The sequence below is a fragment of the Streptomyces yokosukanensis genome, assembly GCF_001514035.1.
GTDB lineage: Bacteria > Actinomycetota > Actinomycetes > Streptomycetales > Streptomycetaceae > Streptomyces > Streptomyces yokosukanensis.
Map to the genome: position 1 here is coordinate 284,539 of NZ_KQ948215.1, position 18,246 is coordinate 302,784.

The 18,246-nt window shown below is 72.8% G+C and carries 14 protein-coding genes; 12 read left to right on the forward strand and 2 right to left on the reverse strand.

Annotated features, from left to right (window positions below):
- The first annotated feature begins 13 nt into the window (after positions 1-13).
- Positions 14-1,294 carry a glycoside hydrolase 5 family protein gene (locus AQI95_RS25590; RefSeq protein WP_067128280.1) on the forward strand — a complete coding sequence of 427 codons (1,281 nt, stop codon included), beginning with the start codon at positions 14-16 and terminating at the stop codon, positions 1,292-1,294.
- Between the two features lie 170 nt (positions 1,295-1,464).
- Positions 1,465-4,485, forward strand: a complete 3,021-nt coding sequence (locus tag AQI95_RS25595; protein WP_067128283.1) for an alpha-mannosidase — start codon at positions 1,465-1,467, stop codon at positions 4,483-4,485.
- 81 nt (positions 4,486-4,566) lie between these two features.
- On the opposite strand, the gene AQI95_RS25600 is transcribed toward AQI95_RS25595, so the two are convergent.
- The gene (locus AQI95_RS25600) at positions 4,567-5,268 is read right to left on the reverse strand and encodes a FadR/GntR family transcriptional regulator (RefSeq protein WP_067128286.1); all 702 of its coding nucleotides are present in this window, start codon (positions 5,266-5,268) and stop codon (positions 4,567-4,569) included.
- Positions 5,269-5,452: 184 nt separating this feature from the next.
- Between AQI95_RS25600 and AQI95_RS25605 the strand changes: the two genes are divergently transcribed.
- Genes AQI95_RS25605 through AQI95_RS25640 form a run of 8 tightly spaced genes read left to right on the forward strand, consistent with a single transcriptional unit; the run spans position 5,453 to position 13,272 of the window.
- Positions 5,453-6,517 (forward strand): sugar ABC transporter substrate-binding protein, encoded by a 1,065-nt coding sequence (locus AQI95_RS25605; RefSeq protein ID WP_067128288.1) that lies wholly within the window; start codon positions 5,453-5,455, stop codon positions 6,515-6,517.
- Positions 6,514-8,013, forward strand: a complete 1,500-nt coding sequence (locus AQI95_RS25610) for a sugar ABC transporter ATP-binding protein (RefSeq protein ID WP_067128291.1) — start codon at positions 6,514-6,516, stop codon at positions 8,011-8,013. Before AQI95_RS25605 ends, AQI95_RS25610 begins: the two co-directional genes overlap by 4 nt.
- The gene (locus tag AQI95_RS25615) at positions 8,006-9,034 is read left to right on the forward strand and encodes an ABC transporter permease (RefSeq protein ID WP_067128293.1); all 1,029 of its coding nucleotides are present in this window, start codon (positions 8,006-8,008) and stop codon (positions 9,032-9,034) included. Before AQI95_RS25610 ends, AQI95_RS25615 begins: the two co-directional genes overlap by 8 nt.
- Positions 9,035-9,070: 36 nt before the next feature.
- Complete coding sequence (locus tag AQI95_RS25620) at positions 9,071-10,411, forward strand: L-fuconate dehydratase (RefSeq protein ID WP_067128296.1); 1,341 nt, start codon at positions 9,071-9,073, stop codon at positions 10,409-10,411.
- Positions 10,408-11,163, forward strand: coding sequence for an SDR family NAD(P)-dependent oxidoreductase (locus AQI95_RS25625; protein WP_067128300.1), 756 nt, complete (start codon positions 10,408-10,410; stop codon positions 11,161-11,163). Before AQI95_RS25620 ends, AQI95_RS25625 begins: the two co-directional genes overlap by 4 nt.
- Complete coding sequence (locus AQI95_RS25630; protein ID WP_067128303.1) at positions 11,160-12,131, forward strand: aldo/keto reductase; 972 nt, start codon at positions 11,160-11,162, stop codon at positions 12,129-12,131. The genes AQI95_RS25625 and AQI95_RS25630 overlap by 4 nt, the downstream gene beginning before the upstream one ends.
- On the forward strand, positions 12,128-12,442 hold the full coding sequence (locus AQI95_RS25635; protein WP_067128306.1) for an L-rhamnose mutarotase: 315 nt from the start codon (positions 12,128-12,130) through the stop codon (positions 12,440-12,442). Before AQI95_RS25630 ends, AQI95_RS25635 begins: the two co-directional genes overlap by 4 nt.
- Positions 12,439-13,272 (forward strand): amidohydrolase family protein, encoded by an 834-nt coding sequence (locus AQI95_RS25640; RefSeq protein ID WP_067128309.1) that lies wholly within the window; start codon positions 12,439-12,441, stop codon positions 13,270-13,272. The genes AQI95_RS25635 and AQI95_RS25640 overlap by 4 nt, the downstream gene beginning before the upstream one ends.
- Here AQI95_RS25640 and AQI95_RS25645 read toward each other — a convergent pair.
- Positions 13,260-14,681, reverse strand: coding sequence for a lipase maturation factor family protein (locus tag AQI95_RS25645; RefSeq protein WP_067128312.1), 1,422 nt, complete (start codon positions 14,679-14,681; stop codon positions 13,260-13,262). The genes AQI95_RS25640 and AQI95_RS25645 overlap by 13 nt on opposite strands.
- A gap of 130 nt (positions 14,682-14,811) precedes the next feature.
- Here AQI95_RS25645 and AQI95_RS25650 point away from each other — a divergent pair, with 130 nt between their 5' ends.
- Both AQI95_RS25650 and AQI95_RS25655 read left to right on the forward strand, forming a co-directional pair.
- Positions 14,812-16,041: a DUF6777 domain-containing protein gene (locus AQI95_RS25650; protein WP_067128314.1), complete on the forward strand. Its 1,230-nt coding sequence runs from the start codon at positions 14,812-14,814 to the stop codon at positions 16,039-16,041.
- A 94-nt stretch (positions 16,042-16,135) separates the two neighbouring features.
- Positions 16,136-18,217, forward strand: a complete 2,082-nt coding sequence (locus AQI95_RS25655) for a SpoIIE family protein phosphatase (RefSeq protein ID WP_067128317.1) — start codon at positions 16,136-16,138, stop codon at positions 18,215-18,217.
- Positions 18,218-18,246: the final 29 nt, after the last annotated feature.

Here is an 18,246-nt window from a genome sequence, read left to right on the forward strand (position 1 = left end):
CCCGAGGACCTTCATGCCTGCAGCCGTACGCTTCGGCGTCAACTACACCCCGAGCGAAGGGTGGTTCCACCACTGGCTCGACTTCGACCTCGACTCCGTGCGTGCCGACCTCGACGCGATCGCCGGGCTCGGTCTCGACCACATCCGCGTCTTCCCGCTGTGGCCCTACTTCCAGCCCAACCGCACCCTGATCCGCCCGCGCGCCGTCGACCAGCTCGTCGCCCTCGCCGACGCGGCCGCCGAACGCGCACTGGACGTCGACGTGGACGGTCTGCAGGGCCACTTGAGCAGCTTCGACTTCCTGCCCGCCTGGACCCGCACCTGGCACCGGCGCAACCTCTTCACCGACCCGGAGGTCGTCGAGGGCCAGGCCGCCTATCTGCGCACCCTCGCCGCCGCCCTCGCCGACCGGCCGAACTTCATCGGCATGACCGTCGGCAACGAGGTCAACCAGTTCGCGGCCGGACCCCACCCCGACCCCGACCGGATCACGGCCGAGGAGGCCGAGCGGTGGCTCGTGCGGATGCTGGCCGCCTGCGCCGAGGGCGCCCCGGACCGGCTCCATCTGCATGCCTCCTACGACGCCGCCTGGTACCAGGACGACCAGCCCTTCACCCCCGCCCACTCCGCCCGGCTCGGCGACCTCACCGCCGTGCACTCCTGGGTGTTCAACGGCACCGCCCAGCGCCACGGCCGTACCTCCGTGCCGGCCGAGCACCACGCCGCCTACCTCGTCGAGCTGAGCAAGGCCTGGGCGGACGCACCCCACCGGCCGGTGTGGCTGCAGGAGGTCGGCGCGCCCGCACCGCTCGTGCCCGCCGAGCACGCCGCCTCCTTCGCCGAGGCGACCGTCACCCACGCCCTCGACTGCCCCGACCTGTGGGGCGTCACCTGGTGGTGCTCGTACGACGTCTCGCGCGACCTCGCCGACTTTCCCGAACTCGAATACGGGCTCGGCCTGTTCACCAGCGACCGCGCACCCAAGGACATCGCACGCGTGCTGGCCGAGGCGGCACACCGGACCCCTGCGGCCCCGGCCGTGCGCACGACCGCCCTCGTCGTGCCCGACGATCCGGCCAGCCGGTCCCGCTGCGCCCCCGGCGGAGACGTCTTCGACGCCTTCTTCCGGCTGGTCGCCGACGGCGCCCGCCCCGCCGCCGTCCTCGACACCCGCGGGGACGACAAGGACCATCTCGCCGCGCGCGGCATCACCGAAGTCGTCACTCCCGACCAGGTACTCCCCACCCCACACGGAAGCACCCCCTCGTGCGCCCCACCAGACGCACGGCCCTGAACGCCGCCACCGCGGCCCCCGCGGACGCCCGTACCACCGCCGCGAGCCGCACGGTTCGAACCGCGTGCCGTGGGGGAGCTGTACAACGCCTCGACCGCCGTGACCGTCACCCACCCCTGGTGAGCGGCCGCAGACGCCGCGATCCCCGGAACCCGCAGGGAGCACCCCGCATGCATGACGACCGCACTCTGGTGGAAGCCCGCCTCAGGCGCGTCCTCGACGAACGCATCCGCCCCGCCGTGTACCCCGAGTCCGTGCCGCTGCGGGTCGCCGTCTGGCACGCGCCCGGCGAGCCCGTACCGGTCGCGGAGGGGCTCGCCGCCGAGCCGGAGCCCATCGAGGTCGGCGCCCGGTGGGGTGCTCCCTGGGGCACGAGCTGGTTCCGGGTGACCGGGAGCGTGCCGAAGGAGTGGGCGGGGAAGACCGTCGAGGCCCTGCTCGACCTGGGCTTCGACGAGAACATGCCCGGCTTCCAGTGCGAGGGCCTGGTCCACCGGCCCGACGGCAGCCCGGTGAAGGGCCTGAACCCGCGCAACCAGTGGGTGCGCATCGCCGCGCCCGCCGAGGGCGGCGAGGAGGTCCGCCTGCACATCGAGGCCGCCTCCAACCCCGTCATCCTCGACTACCACCCCTTCCTGCCCACCCGGCTCGGCGACAAGGACACCGCCGGGCACGAGCCGCAGTACACGCTCACCCGCATGGACCTCGCCGTTTTCGACGCATCCGTGTGGCAGCTGGTCATGGACCTGGAGGTGCTCGGCGAGCTGATGGCCGAGCTGCCCGTGGACTCCGCGCGCCGGCACGACGTCCTGCGCGCCGTCGACCGGGCCCTGGACGCCGTCGACCTGCAGGACGTGAACGGCACGGCGGACCGGGCGCGGCAGCGGCTCACCGGAGTCCTGTCGGCACCCGCCGTGCCGTCCGCCCACCGCATCAGCGCCGTCGGGCACGCACACATCGACTCGGCCTGGCTGTGGCCGCTGCGGGAGACGGTCCGCAAGGTGGCCCGCACGACCTCCAACATGACCGCCCTGATCGAGGACGAGCCCGAGTTCGTCTTCGCCATGTCCCAGGCCCAGCAGTGGGCGTGGGTGAAGGAGCACCGCCCCGAGGTGTGGGCGCGGGTGAAGAAGGCCGTCGCTCAGGGGCGGTTCGTGCCGGCCGGCGGGATGTGGGTGGAGTCGGACACCAACATGCCGGGCTCGGAGGCGATGGCCCGACAGTTCGTGCACGGAAAGCGGTTCTTCCTCGACGAGTTCGGCATCGAGAACGAGGAGGCCTGGCTGCCGGACACCTTCGGATTCGCCGCCGGGCTGCCGCAGATCATCAAGGCGGCGGGCAGCAAATGGCTGCTGACCCAGAAGATCTCGTGGTCGCGGACGAACTCGTTCCCGCATCACACCTTCCAGTGGGAGGGCATCGACGGCACCCGGATCTTCACGCACTTCCCGCCCGTCGACACCTACAACTGCTCCATGAAAGGCAGCGAACTCGCCCACGCCGAGCGCAACTTCAAGGACAAGGGCCGGGCCCGCCACTCCCTCGCACCGACCGGCTGGGGCGACGGAGGCGGCGGCACGACCCGCGAGATGGTCGCCAAGGCGGCCCGGCTGCGCGACCTCGAAGGCTCGCCGGCCGTCGTCTGGGAGACACCCCGCGCCTTCTTCGAGAAGGCCGAGGCCGAGTACCGGCAACCGCCCGTCTGGGTCGGCGAGCTGTACCTCGAACTGCACCGCGCCACGTTCACCAGCCAGGCGAAGACCAAGCAGGGCAACCGGCGCAGCGAACACCTGCTCCGCGAGGCCGAACTGTGGGCGGCCACCGCCGCCGTACGCTGCGGTTCCCCCTACCCGTACGAGGATCTGGACCGCATCTGGAAGACGGTCCTGCTGCACCAGTTCCACGACATCCTGCCCGGCTCGTCCATCGCCTGGGTGCACCGCGAGGCACGGGCGACGTACGAGCGGATCGCCGCGGAACTGGACGAGATCATCGGCGCCGCTCAGCGCGCCCTGGCCGGAGCGGGGGAGCGGGAGCTGGTCTTCAACGCGGCCCCGCACAGCCGTGCCGGGGTGCCCGCCGGTGGTGCCGGAGCGCCGCTGCTGCCCCAGGGCACGAACCTTGCCCCCCGGGCGGACGGCGGGTACGTGCTGGCCAACGGCCTGCTCCGGGTCGAGATCGACGCCCGGGGCCTGGTCGTGCGCGCCCACGACATCGAGGCCGACCGCGAGACGATCGCCCCCGGCGAGGCCGCCAACCTCCTCCAGCTGCACCAGGACTTCCCGAACATGTGGGACGCCTGGGACGTGGACGAGTTCTACCGGAACACGGTCACCGATCTCACCGACGCCGAGTCGGTCCGGGCCGGCGAGGACGGCCGCTCCGTCCTGGTCACCCGGGCCTTCGGCGACTCCCGGGTCGTCCAGGTGCTGTCGCTGCCGCCCGGCGAGCGGCGGCTGCTGATCGACACCGAGGTCGACTGGCACGAGACGGAGAAGTTCCTGAAGCTGGCCTTCCCGCTCGATCTGCACGCCGAACGGTACGCGTCCGAGACCCAGTTCGGACATGTGTTCCGGCCCACCCACACCAACACCTCCTGGGAGGCGGCCAAGTTCGAGGCCTGCAACCACCGGTTCGTCCATGTGCGGGAGCCCGGCTGGGGCGTGGCGGTCGTCAACGACTCGACGTACGGCCATGACGTGACCCGCACGGTGCGCTCCGCCGGCGACCGGGGCACGACGACCACCGTCCGCGCCTCTCTGCTGCGCGCCCCGCGCTTCCCCGACCCCGAGACCGACCAGGGCGTCCACCGCTTCCGGCATGCCCTGGTCCCGGGGGCCTCGATCGCCGACGCGGTCCGCGAGGGCTGGCGGATCAATCTGCCCGAACGGCGCGTGACCGGCGGCCACGAGGTCGCCCCGCTGGTCAGCGTGGACCACGACGCCGTCGTGCTCTCGGCCGTGAAGCTCGCCGACGACGGCAGCGGCGATGTGGTGGTCCGCTTCCACGAGGCCCACGGCGGACGGGCCCGCGCCACGCTCACCACCGGCTTCGAGGTCGCGGACGTCACGGTCACCGACCTGCTGGAGAGGCCGTCGACCGGCACCGAGCCCCCGGTGCGCGACGGCGCGCGGATCACCGTACGGCTACGGCCGTTCGAGCTGGTGACGCTACGACTGAGGAGGGCATGACCCCGGCCGCGTGAGCGGAGGACCGGGCCGCCGCCTCGCCCCTCGTCCTCGTCATGTCTCGTCATGCCTCGCGGGCACGCCCTAGGCGCGCAGCTGCGCCCGGAGCCACTCCTCCACCTCGCCCACATGGGCCGCTGCCGCCGTCCGCGCCGCCTCCGGGTCGCGGGCGGCGAGGGCGCGGTGGATGGCGGCGTGTTCGCGGCGGGTGCGGGCGAAGGCGCCCTCCTCCTGGTAGCCGCGCCAGACGCGGGCCCGGAAGGTGCGCGAGGACAGGCCCTCCAGCATGGCGGCCATGGTCTCGTTGCCCGCGGCGGCGGCGATCTCGCGGTGGAAGGCGAGGTCGTGGGCGAGGATCTCCTCGGGGTCGTCGGTGGCGTTCATCGCCGCCAAGTGCTTCTCCACGGCGGCCAGTTGGTCCTCGGTGATGCGCGCGGCGGCCAGCGCGGTCGCCGTCGACTCCAGGATCCGGCGCACCTCCAGCAGCTCGACCAGACGCGGGCCCCGGGACAGGTCCGCGACCACCCCGAAGGTCTCCAGCAGGTCACCGGCCTCCAGCGCGGTGACGTAGATCCCGGAGCCGTGCCGGGCCTCCAGGACGCCCAGCACCGTGAGCGCGCGGATCGCCTCCCGCATCGAGCTGCGCGAGATGCCCAGCCGGGCGGCGAGGTCCCGCTCGGTCGGCAGCCGCTGGCCCGGCTCCAGCCGGCCCTCGGCGATCATCGCCTTGATCTCCTCGATGGCGCGCTGGGTCACCGTGCCCTTCTGCGGGGCTTCCTCGTCCACGCCACTCCTCCAGTCACCCGGTGCCGACGTCCGGTCGCCCGGTGCGGCGCAGTCTAGCCACCGGAGTGGTCCGACCACTATGGGTCGTCGAACCGAATTATCGCCGCACGAGGGTGTTGCGTCGGCTCATTGGTCTGATAAGTATGCGGCGTCTGCTCGAACCCCCTCGACGAGGAGCCGCGAGATGCCCGCCAGCACGGTCAGGAAGCGCAGCAGGTCCCGGATCATCGGCGCGGTGGCTCTGGCCGCCGGCGCCTCGCTCATGCTCGCCGCCTGCGGCAGCACCAAGGACACCGCGAGCACGGGCAGCGGCGGCACCGGCAAGGTCGGTGTGATCCTGCCGCTGCTGACCTCGCCGTTCTGGCAGTCGTACAACGACTACGTGCCCAAGATGGCCACGTCCGAGGGCGTCGAGGTGCTGAAGACGGTCAACTCCAACAGCGACCCCTCGCAGCAGATCACCGACATCGACAACGAACTCACCCAGGGCGTCAAGGGGTTGGTCGTCGCACCCCTGGACAGCGCCGCCATCCAGGCCGGACTCGACCAGGCCCGGCGCAAGGGCGTCCCCGTGGTCGCCGTGGACGTCGCGCCCGACAAGGGCAAGGTCGCGATGGTGGTGCGCGCCGACAACGTGGCCTACGGCGAGAAGGCCTGCGACTACCTCGGACAGCACATCGGCAGCGGCAAGGTCGTGCAGGTCATGGGCGACCTCGCCTCGGTCAACGGACGCGACCGCTCCGAGGCCTTCCGCTCCTGTGTGAAGAAGAAGTACCCGAAGCTCAAGGTGCTGGAGATCCCCGCGAAGTGGGAGTCCGACACCGCCGCCGCCAAACTGGACACGCTCCTGAACGCCAACCCGGACATCAAGGGCATCTATCTCCAGGCCGGCGGTGTCTACCTCGCGCCGACCCTGCAGACCCTGAAGTCCAAGAACATGCTGAAGACGGCGGGCCGGAGCGGCCACATCGCCATCGTCTCCAACGACGGCATCCCGCAGGAGTTCGACGCCATCCGCAAGGGCCAGATCGACGCCACGGTCTCCCAGCCCGCCGACGCCTACGCCCGGTACGGCCTGTACTACATCAAGGCGGCGATGGCGGGGAAGACGTTCAAGCCCGGACCCACCGACCACGGCTCCACGATCGTGAAGCTGCCGAACGGCATCCTGGAGGACCAGCTGCCCGCGCCGCTGGTCACCAAGGCCAACGTCGACGACCCCAAGCTGTGGGGCAACACGGTCAAATGAGCACCCCGAGCATCCCCTTGGTGCAAGCCCAGGGCGTCGTCAAACGGTACGGCCCCACGGTCGCCCTCGCCGACGGCCGCCTCACCGTCCACGCGGGCGAGTCCCATGCCCTGGTCGGCCGCAACGGCGCCGGCAAGTCCACCCTGGTCAACGTTCTCACCGGCTTGCAGGCCCCGGACGCCGGCAGCGTCCGCTTCGACGGCGAGCCCGCGCCCTCGCTCGCCGACCGGGACGCCTGGCGCCGCAAGGTCGCCTGCGTCTACCAGAAACCGACGGTCGTCCCGGAGCTGACGGTCGCCGAGAACCTGTTCCTGAACCGGCAGCCGACCGGCCGCGGCGTCATCAGCTGGCGCCGGCTGCGGCGCGAGGCCACCGAACTCCTCGACACCTGGCACGTGCGCGTCGATCCCGAGGCCCGCACCGCCGACCTGAGGGTCGAGGACCGCCAGATGGTCGAGATCGCACGGGCGTTGAGTTTCGGTGCCCGGTTCATCGTGCTGGACGAACCCACCGCCCAGCTCGACAACCGGGAGATCGAGCGGCTCTTCACCCGGATGCGTGCCCTTCAGGAGTCCGGCGTCACCTTCCTGTTCATCTCTCACCACCTCCAGGAGGTGTACGAGGTCTGCCAGACGGTCACCGTGCTGCGCGACGCCCGCTGGATCACCACCGCACCCGTGGCCGACCTGCCGCGGACGGCGCTGGTGGAGGCCATGGCGGGGGAGTCAGTCGGCGAACAAGCCCTCGCGGACCGGGCGGTCGACGCCCGCGCCCCCGTCCTGCTGGAGGCACACGGCCTCAGCTCACCGGCGTACGAGAGCGTCGACCTCACCGTGCGCCGCGGCGAGGTCGTCGGACTCGCCGGCTCCAGCGGCAGCGGAAAGACCGAGCTGGCCGAGTCCTTCGCCGGACTGCACACCCCGACCGGTGGCAGTGCCGAACTGGACGGGCAGCGGCTGCGGTTCGGGGACGTACGGGCCGCGCTGCGGGCCGGCATCGGCTGTGTCCCGCGCGACCGCCACGAGCAGGGGCTGGTCGCCGGGATGAGCATCGGCGACAACGCGACGCTGAGCGTGCTGGACCGGCTCGGCCGGGCCGGTTTCGTCGCCACCGACGCACGCCGACGCTTCGCCGCCGACCTGATCGAACGGCTCGACATCCACGCCGAAGGCCCCGACCAGCCCGTCTCCGACCTGTCCGGCGGCAACGCGCAGAAGGTCGTCATGGCCCGCGCCCTCGCCGGTGAGCCCCGCCTGCTGGTCCTGATCAACCCCACCGCCGGCGTCGACGTGAAGTCCAAGGAATCGCTGCTCGCCCGCATGGACAGCGCCCGCGACGACGGCACCGCCGTCCTCGTCGTCTCCGACGAACTCGACGACCTGCGCCGCTGCGACCGCGTCCTCGTCCTCTTCCACGGCCGTGTCGTCGCCGAGCACCCGGCCGGCTGGCGCGACCACGAGCTGATCGCCTCCATCGAAGGAGTTGACCATGGCTGACACCCGGGCCGCCCCGCCGCTCGCACCCACGAAGACCCCGGACGCCCGCTCGGCCAGGACCGTCCTGCTCCGCCGCGCCCGCGAACTCGCCCTCGTCCCGGCCCTGTTGCTGCTCATGGTGCTCGGCACGGTGGTCAACGACTCCTTCCTCACCGAGCGGAACCTGATCTCCATCCTCGGTGCCTCCGCCGCGCTCGCGATGGTCGTGCTCGCCGAGTCCCTCGTGCTGATCACCGGCAAGTTCGACCTGTCCCTGGAGTCCGTGGTCGGCATCGCGCCGGCCGTCGGCGCCCTGCTGGTGCTGCCCGCCGCCCAGTCCGGCTGGGGCACCACATGGCCGGCCGCGCTGGCCCTGCTGGCGATCCCCCTGGTCGGCGCGGCCATCGGCGCCTTCAACGGGGTCCTCGTCGTGAAGTTCCGGCTCAACGCCTTCATCGTCACGCTCGCCATGCTCATCGTGCTGCGCGGTCTGCTCGTCGGCGCCACCCAGGGCAAGACCCTCTTCGGCATGCCCGACAGCTTCTACTCCCTGGCCACCACCACCTTCCTCGACGTCCCGCTGTCCGTGTGGCTCGCCGCGGTCGCCTTCGCCGTCACGGGGTTCCTGCTGAAGTACCACCGGGCCGGCCGCGCCCTGTACGCGATCGGCGGCAACGCGGACGCCGCCCGCGCCGCAGGTGTCCGCGTCGACCGGGTCATGCTCGGCGTCTACGTCGTCGCGGGCGTGCTCGCCTCCGTCGGCGGCCTGCTGCAGACCGGCTACGTCGGCGCGATCAGCGCCAACCAGGGCCAGAACATGATCTTCACGGTGTTCGCGGCCGCGGTGATCGGCGGCATCAGCCTGGACGGCGGCAAGGGCACCATGTTCGGCGCCCTGACCGGCGTCCTCCTCCTGGGCGTCGTGCAGAACCTGCTCACCCTCGCCCAGGTCCCGTCGTTCTGGATCCAGGCCATCTACGGCGGGATCATCCTCGTCGCCCTCATGATCGCCCGCGTGACCACGGGCCGCGCCCAGGACTGACGAGCCGTCAAACTTCCGCCGATCGAAAGGACTTCAGTGTCCCAGGCCCCCGCCCGCATCACCGCGGTCGACACCCACGACATCCGTTTCCCCACCTCGCGCGAGCTGGACGGCTCCGACGCGATGAACCCGGATCCCGACTACTCGGCGGCCTACGTCGTGCTGCGCACCGACGCCGGCGACGGGCACGAGGGACACGGGTTCGTGTTCACCATCGGGCGGGGCAACGACGTCCAGGTCGCCGCGGTGGAGGCGCTGCGGGACCATGTGCTCGGCCGGGACGTGGCGCGGCTGTGCGCCGACCCCGGCTCGCTCTTCCGGGACCTGATCGGGGACAGCCAACTGCGCTGGCTCGGCCCCGAGAAGGGCGTGATGCACATGGCGATCGGGGCCGTCGTCAACGCCGTCTGGGACCTCGCCGCCCGGCGGGCCGGCAAGCCGCTGTGGCAGCTGCTCGCCGATGCCGAACCCGAGTGGCTGGTCGAGCAGATCGACTTCCGCTACATCGCGGACGCCCTCACCCCCGCCGAGGCCCTCGGCCTGCTGCGCCGGGGCCGGGAGGGCGTGGCCGGGCGCCGGGCGCGGCTGCTCCAGCGCGGCTACCCCGCCTACACCACCTCCCCGGGCTGGCTCGGCTACGACGACGACAAGCTCGGCCGGCTCGCCGCGCAGGCCGTCGCCGACGGCTTCACGCAGATCAAGCTGAAGGTCGGCGCCGACCTCGACGACGACATCCGGCGCTGCCGGGTCGCCCGCGCCGTGATCGGCCCCGACATCCGCCTCGCCGTCGACGCCAACCAGCGCTGGAACGTGGACGAGGCGATCCGCTGGACCCGGGCGCTCGCCGAGTTCGGCCCGTACTGGATCGAGGAGCCCACCAGCCCCGACGACGTCCTCGGCCACGCCGCGATCCGCCGCGCGGTGGCCCCGGTGAAGGTCGCCACCGGGGAACACGTGCACAACCGGATCGTGTTCAAGCAGCTGCTCCAGGCCGATGCCCTCGACATCGTCCAGATCGACGCCGCCCGCGTCGCCGGCGTCAACGAGAACCTCGCCATCCTGCTGCTCGCCGCCAAGTTCGGCGTCCCGGTCTGCCCGCACGCGGGCGGCGTCGGCCTGTGCGAACTCGTCCAGCATCTGTCGATGTTCGACTACCTGGCCGTCTCGGGCACCACCGAGGACCGGGTCGTCGAGTACGTCGACCACCTCCACGAGCACTTCGTCACCCCGGTCGTCATCCGCGACGGCCACTACACGGCACCCACCGCGCCCGGCTTCTCCGCCGCCCTGCGCCCGGAGGCCCTCGCGCGCTACACCTTCCCCGGCGGCACCTTCTGGGCCGCCGACCCCGACACCCAGAAGGGACAGGCCGCATGAGCGACTTCGAGGGCCTGAGGGCCCTGGTCACCGGCGGCGCGTCCGGCATCGGCCGGGCCACCGCCGACCTCCTCGCCGCCCGTGGAGCCCGGGTCGCCGTCCTCGACCTGGACCCGGCCGACGTCGACGAGCCGCTCCTCGCCCACCGCGCCGACGTCACCGACGACACCTCGGTGCGCGCCGCCGTCGAGCGGGCCGCCGAGGACCTCGGCGGGCTGGACGTCCTGGTCAACAACGCCGGGATCGGCGCCCAGGGCACTGTCGAGGACAACGACGACGCCGAGTGGCAACGCGTCTTCGACGTCAACGTCCTCGGCATGGTCCGCACCGCCCGCGCCGCCCTCCCGCACCTGCGCCGCTCCTCCCACGCGGCGATCGTCAACACCTGCTCCATCGCCGCCACCGCCGGACTGCCCCGACGCGCCCTGTACAGCGCGACCAAGGGCGCCGTGTACTCCCTGACCCTCGCCATGGCCGCCGACCACGTCCGCGAGGGCATCCGCGTCAACTGCGTCAACCCCGGTACGGTCGACACCCCGTGGATCGGCCGGCTGCTGGACGCGGCCCCCGACCCGGCCGCCGAACGCGCCGCCCTGGAGGCCCGCCAGCCCACCGGCCGACTGGTCTCCGCCGCCGAAGTGGCAGGCGCCATCGCCTACTTGGCCGGTCCCCTGTCCGGCGCCACCACCGGCACCGCCCTCGCCGTCGACGGCGGCATGCAGGGACTCAGGCTCCGGCCGGTGGACCGGTGAGGACGCTGGGGCGCAGCGGCGTCGAGGTCACCCCGCTCGGCTTCGGCGCCGCGCCGCTCGGCAACCTCTACACCCCGCTGGACGACGAGCAGGCGGCGCAGGCGGTACGGGCCGCCTGGCAGCGGGGCATCCGGTACTTCGACACGGCCCCGCACTACGGACTCGGCCTGTCCGAACGGCGGCTCGGCGCGGCCCTGCGGCCGTACGACCGCGCCCGGTACACGCTCTCCACCAAGGTCGGTCGGCGCCTCGAACCCGCCGACGGCACGGGCGACGACCTGGCCCACGCCTTCGCCGTACCCGCCACCCACCGCCGCGTGTGGGACTTCAGCGCCCACGGCGTCCGCCGCAGCCTGGAGGCGAGCCTCACCCGCCTCGGCACGGACCGCGTCGACGTCGTCTATCTGCACGACCCCGACGACCACGCCGAGCAGGCCTTCCGCGAGGGCTACCCGGCCCTGGAGAAGCTGCGCGCCGAAGGCGTCGTCGGCGCGATCGGCGCCGGCATGAACCAGACCGCGATGCTCACCCGGTTCGTCCGCGACACCGACGTGGACGTGGTGCTCTGCGCGGGCCGCTACACCCTGCTCGACCAGAGCGCAGGCACCGAACTGCTGCCCGCGGCCGCCGAGCGCGGGGTGTCGGTGGTCCTCGGCGGCGTCTTCAACTCCGGTCTGCTGGCGGATCCGCGGCCCGGGGCGACGTACGACTACAGCCGTGCGCCCGAGGAACTGCTGGACCGCGCCCTGCGCATGCAGGCGCTCGCCGAGCGGCACGGCACCACCCTGCGGGCCGCCGCCCTCGCCTTCGCCGCCGCCCACCCGGCCGTCGCCGGACTCCTCGTCGGACCCCGTTCCGCGGCCGAGGTCCACGACTGCGCCGACCAGTTCGCGACCCCGGTCCCGGCGGAGTTCTGGCGGGAGTCGCGGGAATCCGGCCTGCTGCCCCGAGAGGAGGGCCCGTCATGAGAGTCGCCCTGCACACCAAGGTCCGCCCCGACCGCATCGGAGCCTACGAGGCCGCCCACCGCGACGTCCCCGAGGAGCTCACCGCCGCCATCCGCGGCGCCGGAGCCACGTCCTGGACCATCTGGCGCAGCGGCACCGACCTGTTCCACCTGCTGGAGTGCGAGGACTACGCCCGCCTGCTCGCCGAACTGGAGCAGCTGCCGGTCAACGTGGCCTGGCAGGCCCGCATGGCCGAGCTGCTCGACGTCGTGCACGACTACTCGCGCGACGGCGCGCAGGCCGGGCTGCCCGTCGTCTGGGAGCTGCCGTGACCGTCGACGCCCACCACCACGTCTGGGACCTGTCGGTGCGGGAGCAGGACTGGATCCCCGAACACAGCCCGCTCAGACGCGACTTCACCCTCGCCGACCTCGAACCCGAGGCTCGGGCCGCCGGGGTCACCCGCACCGTCCTCGTGCAGACGGTCACCGTGCCCGAGGAGACGCCCGAGTTCCTGGCCCTGGCCGACGCCCACGACCTGATCGCCGGCGTCGTCGGCTGGACGGACCTCACCCGCCCCGACGTCGCCGACGAACTGGCCCGGCTGCGCGAACTCCCCGGCGGTGCCCACCTGAAGGGCATCCGGCACCAGGTGCAGGGTGAGCCGGACCCGGGGTGGCTGCTCCGTGCCGACGTGCGGCGCGGGCTCGCGGCCGTTGCCGACGCGGGCCTGGTCTACGACCTCGTGGTCCTGCCCCGCCAGCTCCCGGCCTGCGCCGAGGCCGCCGCGTCCCTTCCCCGACTGACCTTCGTACTGGACCACTTGGGCAAGCCGCCGATCGCATCCGGCGCCCGCGAACCCTGGGCCACCGAGCTGCGCGCCCTCGCCGCCCTGCCCAACACCGTCTGCAAGCTCTCCGGAATGGTCACGGAGGCCGACCCCGCCTCCTGGACCGTCGCCGACCTGCGGCCGTACGCGGACACCGTGCTGGAGGCCTTCGGGCCGGACCGGGTGATGGTGGGCTCCGACTGGCCGGTGTGCACCATGGCAGCCACCTACGCCGACGTGCTGCACACAGCGGACGAGTTGACCGCGGGCCTCGGCGCGGCGGAGCGCACCGCCGTCCACGAGGGCACCGCCACCCGCGTCTACGACCTCTGAACCACCCCGGCCAGCCGGGTGGGCGGCAGATACTCACGCACGTACGTCCTCTCCCAGCACGCCCCCGTCTCCCGCAGCTCCCGCCAGGTGGTGTAGCGGTAGCGGAAGAGGCGGGCCCGGACATAGCGGGGCGGGGTGTCCGGCGGGAAGGGGGAGCGGCGCAGCAGACGCAGGGTGTCGCGGTCGCTCTCCAGCAGGCGCTCCACCAACCCGCCGAACCAGTCACCGGCGTAGGCCGGGGACAGCGCCGCGAACCACATCAGCCAGTCCAGGCGCAGATGGTAGGGGGCGAACTGGCGCGGCCAGTGCCGGGTGTCACCGGGCTTGCCCCGGAACTCGTACTCCCGCCAGTCCGAGTCCTCGCGCGCCACGTCGTCCAGGGTGCCCTCGACCACCACCTCGTAGCGGACCCGGCTGACGCTGCCGAACGCGCCGTAGGTGTTCACCAGGTGCAGCGGGTCGAAGGAGCGGTTCATGACCTGGCGTCGGGAGATCATGTTCGTCACCGGGTGGTAGCTGAGGAGGGCGAGCAGCGCGGCGACCGCGAGCACCACGCCCTCGTACCACGGCGGCGCCGCCGGCACGGACGGCGCCGAGCCGGGAATCCGCAGCGCGGACAGGGCCAGCACGATGGTGATCCAGTTCAGCCAGGAGAAGTTGCCGGACAGCACCAGCCACAGCTGGGTGACGATCATCAGCGCGGCGGCGGCCGAGGCGACCGGCTGCGGGGTGAACAGCAACACGGGCACGACCAGTTGGGTGACATGGTTCGCGGCCACCTCCACCCGGTGCAGCGGCCTCGGCAGATGGTGGAAGAACCAGCTCAGCGGCCCCGGCATGGGCTGTGTCTCGTGGTGGTAGTACAGGCAGGTCAGCTTCCGCCAGCACGCGTCGCCCCGCAGCTTGATCAGCCCGGCGCCGAACTCGACTCGGAACAGGATCCAGCGCAGCAGGAACAGCACCACGATCGGCGGCGCCACCTCGTCGTTGCCGAGGAACGCGGCCAGGAAGCCCGTCTCCAGCAGCAGCGACTCCCAGCCGAACGCGTACCACGTCTGGCCCACGTTCACGATCGAGAGATACAGCGCCCACGGCACCAGCCACAGCAGGATCCCGGCCCACAGCGGCAGCGCCGAGTCAGCGCCGGCGAGCAGCGCCGCCGACACCGCGCAGCCGGCCCAGGCGCAGCCCCCGAAGAAGCGGTCGGAGTAGTGCAGATGGAACAGGCTCGGGGCCCGCCGGAAGGGGACGCGCGCCACGAAGCGGGGGATCGGCAGCATGCCGCGCTCGCCCAGCAGCGCCCGGAACTGCAGGGCCGCCGTCAGGAACGCGACCAGGTACACGGCGGCCAGAGCCCGCTGGAAGACCAGTCGGCCCAGCCAGTAGTCGGGAGCGGTGAACCAGTCCACGGCTGTGCGCGCCCTTCGTCACGGCCAAACCGCCGCTGTCGTCTTCATCATGGACTCCCCCGAGTTGCCAGCCAAACCGGCGCAAGGCACACAATGGGGTGAAGTCACCCACAGCGATGCGGAGTGTACGGTGCGGATACCCACCGGATCCATCGTCCTCGCCTGCGCCCTCTCGGTGGTGCTCCTCGTCGCCGGCTGTACCCGCCCCGGCGTCAAAGAGGCCCGGATGGGCGAGGACGTCTATCTCCTGCCCGCCGCGGCGCAGGGCCCCGACCCCTTCACCGGCTCCACGGTCACCGCGACCAGGGCGCCGGCGACCCCCGGCACGGGCAGCGCCGACCCCACAGCGCTCCCGCCGACGGGCGCGGCCGAACCCACGGCCCGTGCGACGCGGGAGGTCAGCGCCACGGCGCCGCCCGTCGCCGCGTCCTTCCGGCCGGCGCTGCCCGCCGGGCTCGTCGCCGCACCCCTGCGGACGGTGCACACGCTGTCCGGCGCGACCCCGGGCCTGTACAGCGGCGCGGCACGCGTCGCCGTCTGCGACGTCCGGCGCCAGATCGGCTCTCTGACGGCGGACCGCGACAAGGCCGCCGCCTTCGCCCGCGTGGCCGGTGTCTCCGGCGGCGGACTGCCCGGCTACCTGCGGGACCTGGCCCCGGTCGTGCTCCGCGCCGACACCCGGGTCACCACCCACGGCTACCGCGACGGCCAGACGGTCGCCCGCCAGGCCGTGCTCCAGGCCGGCACCGCCGTCCTGGTCGACAACCGGGGCGTGCCCCGCGTGCGCTGTGCCTGCGGCAACCCGCTGGGCTCGCCCTCGCCGACCCGCGGTGGCTTCGGCGCCCGGGGCAGTGCCTGGTCCGGCTACCGGCCGGGGAAGGTGATCACGGTGGCGCCGGCGCCGCGGGCCGTCACCAGCCTCACGATCGTGAACATCGAGACCCGCACCTGGATCGAACGCCGGATCGGCCACGACGTGCGCGACGACCATGTCGTACCGGCGCCCGTCCGGGCCACCACGGCGCCCGACGGCGAAGCCGTGCCCGCGGACACGGCCGCCGCGGCCAGCGCGGCGCCGGACAGCACCGCGCCGGATCCGCGGCGGACCCGGCCGGGACCGTCCGCGGACACGACCGGCAGCCCGTCCGGCACGGCCGCCACCCCGTCCCGCACGGCCACCCCGACGGCACCGGGCCTGCTCGCCGGGCGGACCACCTCGGCGCCCGCCACGGCCGCCCCGTGGGCCCTGCCGTCCTTCGGTCTCGGCCCGGTCACACCCGACGTCCCGGACGTGCCCTACGGGATCGATCCGCTCGACGAGATCGGCCCGCCCTACCTCCCCGCCCTGCCCACCGGCTGAGCGGCCCCGGCGCGTGCCGCACCGGCCGCCGCCCGCCCGAGGACCCACCGACGATCAGGTCGAAGAATCCGCTGAATCCTGGCAAGGTGGGCCCATGGCAGATCGGGGAGCGAGTGCCATGTCACTCCCGGCGGACTGGCCCGCCCACCCGGACCCGATCCTGGCGCTCAACCGGATGGGCACCTTCGACTGGGACCTGGACACGGGCCTGTTCCACATGGACGCCCAGGCGTTCCAGGTGTTCGACCTGCTGCCCGAGGAGTACGACGGACGCCCCCAGTCCCTGGCCGTGCGGGTGCCGCCGCCCGAGGCGGCCCGGCTGGACGCGGTGGTGGCCCGGGCCATCAAGGACGGCAGCGACAACTACGGGACCTACTTCCGCATCCGCCGCCGCGACGGCACGCCGCGCTGGACCCACACCCAGGGCTACATCCGCCGGGACGACACCGGCCGCCCGCGCCGGGTCGTCGGCATAGTCCGCGACGCCACCGAGGAACTCGCCGACAGCGAGGCACGCATCCTGCGCGCCGCCCGGGACGAGGCGTTCCGCCAGCAGACCAACATCGTCCAGGTGGTCTCGGCGGCCCTCGCCCACGCCCGTACGGTCCGAGACGTCATCGACGTCCTGAAGGACACCCACGGCATCCGCCGCCTCGGCGCCGCCAGCCTGGTGATGGGGCTGGTGGAGGCGGGCCGGATCCGCCTCGTCGCCGAGGCCCCGGTCGGCAGTTTCGTGCCCGCCAGCCAGGTGAACCGCATCGACGAGCCGTATCCGATGAGCGAGGTCGTCCGTACGCTCCTGCCGCGCTTCATCGAGTCCCCCGAGGAGTTCGCCGAGGGCTACCCGATCCTCTGGCCGCACCTCATCGACCTGCACATCACCTCGGCCGCCTATCTGCCGCTGATCGCCCAGGCCCGCCCGATCGGCGCGATGGGCCTGCTCTACGACGACCGGCGCGTCTTCTCCGCCGAGGAGCGCGCCGTGCTGGTCGCGCTCGGCAGCAGCATCGCGCAGAGCCTGCAGCGGGCCATGCTCTACGAGCAGGAGAAGGACCTCGCCCAGGGGCTGCAGCAGGCCATGCTGCCCCGCACCATCCCCAGCGTCCGCGGCGCCGACATCGCCGTCCGCTACCGCGCCGCCACGGCCGCGGGCACCCTCGGCCGGGACATCGGCGGCGACTGGTACGACCTCATCCCGCTGCCCGGCGGCCGGGTCGGCGCGGTCATCGGCGACGTACAGGGCCACGACACCCATGCCGCGGCCGTCATGGGCCAGCTGCGGATCGTGCTGCGCGCCTACGCCGCCGAGGGACACACGCCGGCCACCGTGATGGCCCGCGCCTCCGTCTTCCTGCACGAACTCGACACCGACCGCTTCGCCACCTGCCTGTACGCCGAGGCCGACCTGTCCACCGGAGTCGTGCAGGCGGTCCGCGCCGGGCACATCGACCCGCTGATCCGGCACAGCGACGGCACCTGCTGCCGGGTCCCGGTCGACGGCGGGCTGCCGCTCGGCCTGTCCGCCGAGTTCAACCGGCTGGAGTACCCCGTCTCCACCCTGGAACTCGACCCGGGCCACACCCTGCTGCTGTGCACCGACGGGCTGGTCGAACAGCCCGGCGCCGACCTCGACGACGGCATGCGCCGTCTCACGGCCATCGTCACGGACGGCCCCGACGACGTGCGCACGCTGGCCGACCGGCTGATCCGGCTGGCGGAGGAGCAGGGTGGCGGCGACGACGTGGCGCTGCTCCTGCTGCGCCGGCGCGTCCCCGAGGCGCCGCGGGCCGGCGGCCGGCTGCAGCAGCACGTGGCCCCCGGCGACCCGGAGGCCCTCACCCACGCCCGGCACATGATCCGCGCCGCGGTCCGCAGCTGGGGCGCGGGCGGGCGCGCCGACGAGGTCGAGCTGGTCGCCGACGAGCTGATCACCAACGCGCTGATGCACACCGAGGGCTCCGCGATCGTGACCCTGCGGGCGATCGACGACGGGGACCGCAGGCTGCGGATCGAGGTCGAGGACTCCTCCAGCGCCCTGCCGCGCCGCCGTGAGGCCGGCGAGGACGGCGTCTCCGGCCGGGGCCTGCTCCTCGTGGAACGGCTGGCCGACGCGTGGGGCGTGGAGGCGCGCGGCGGCGGCAAGGCCGTGTGGTGCGAGTTCCGGCCGGCCGGCTGAGGCGGTTCACCCGGCATTGTCGGTACCGG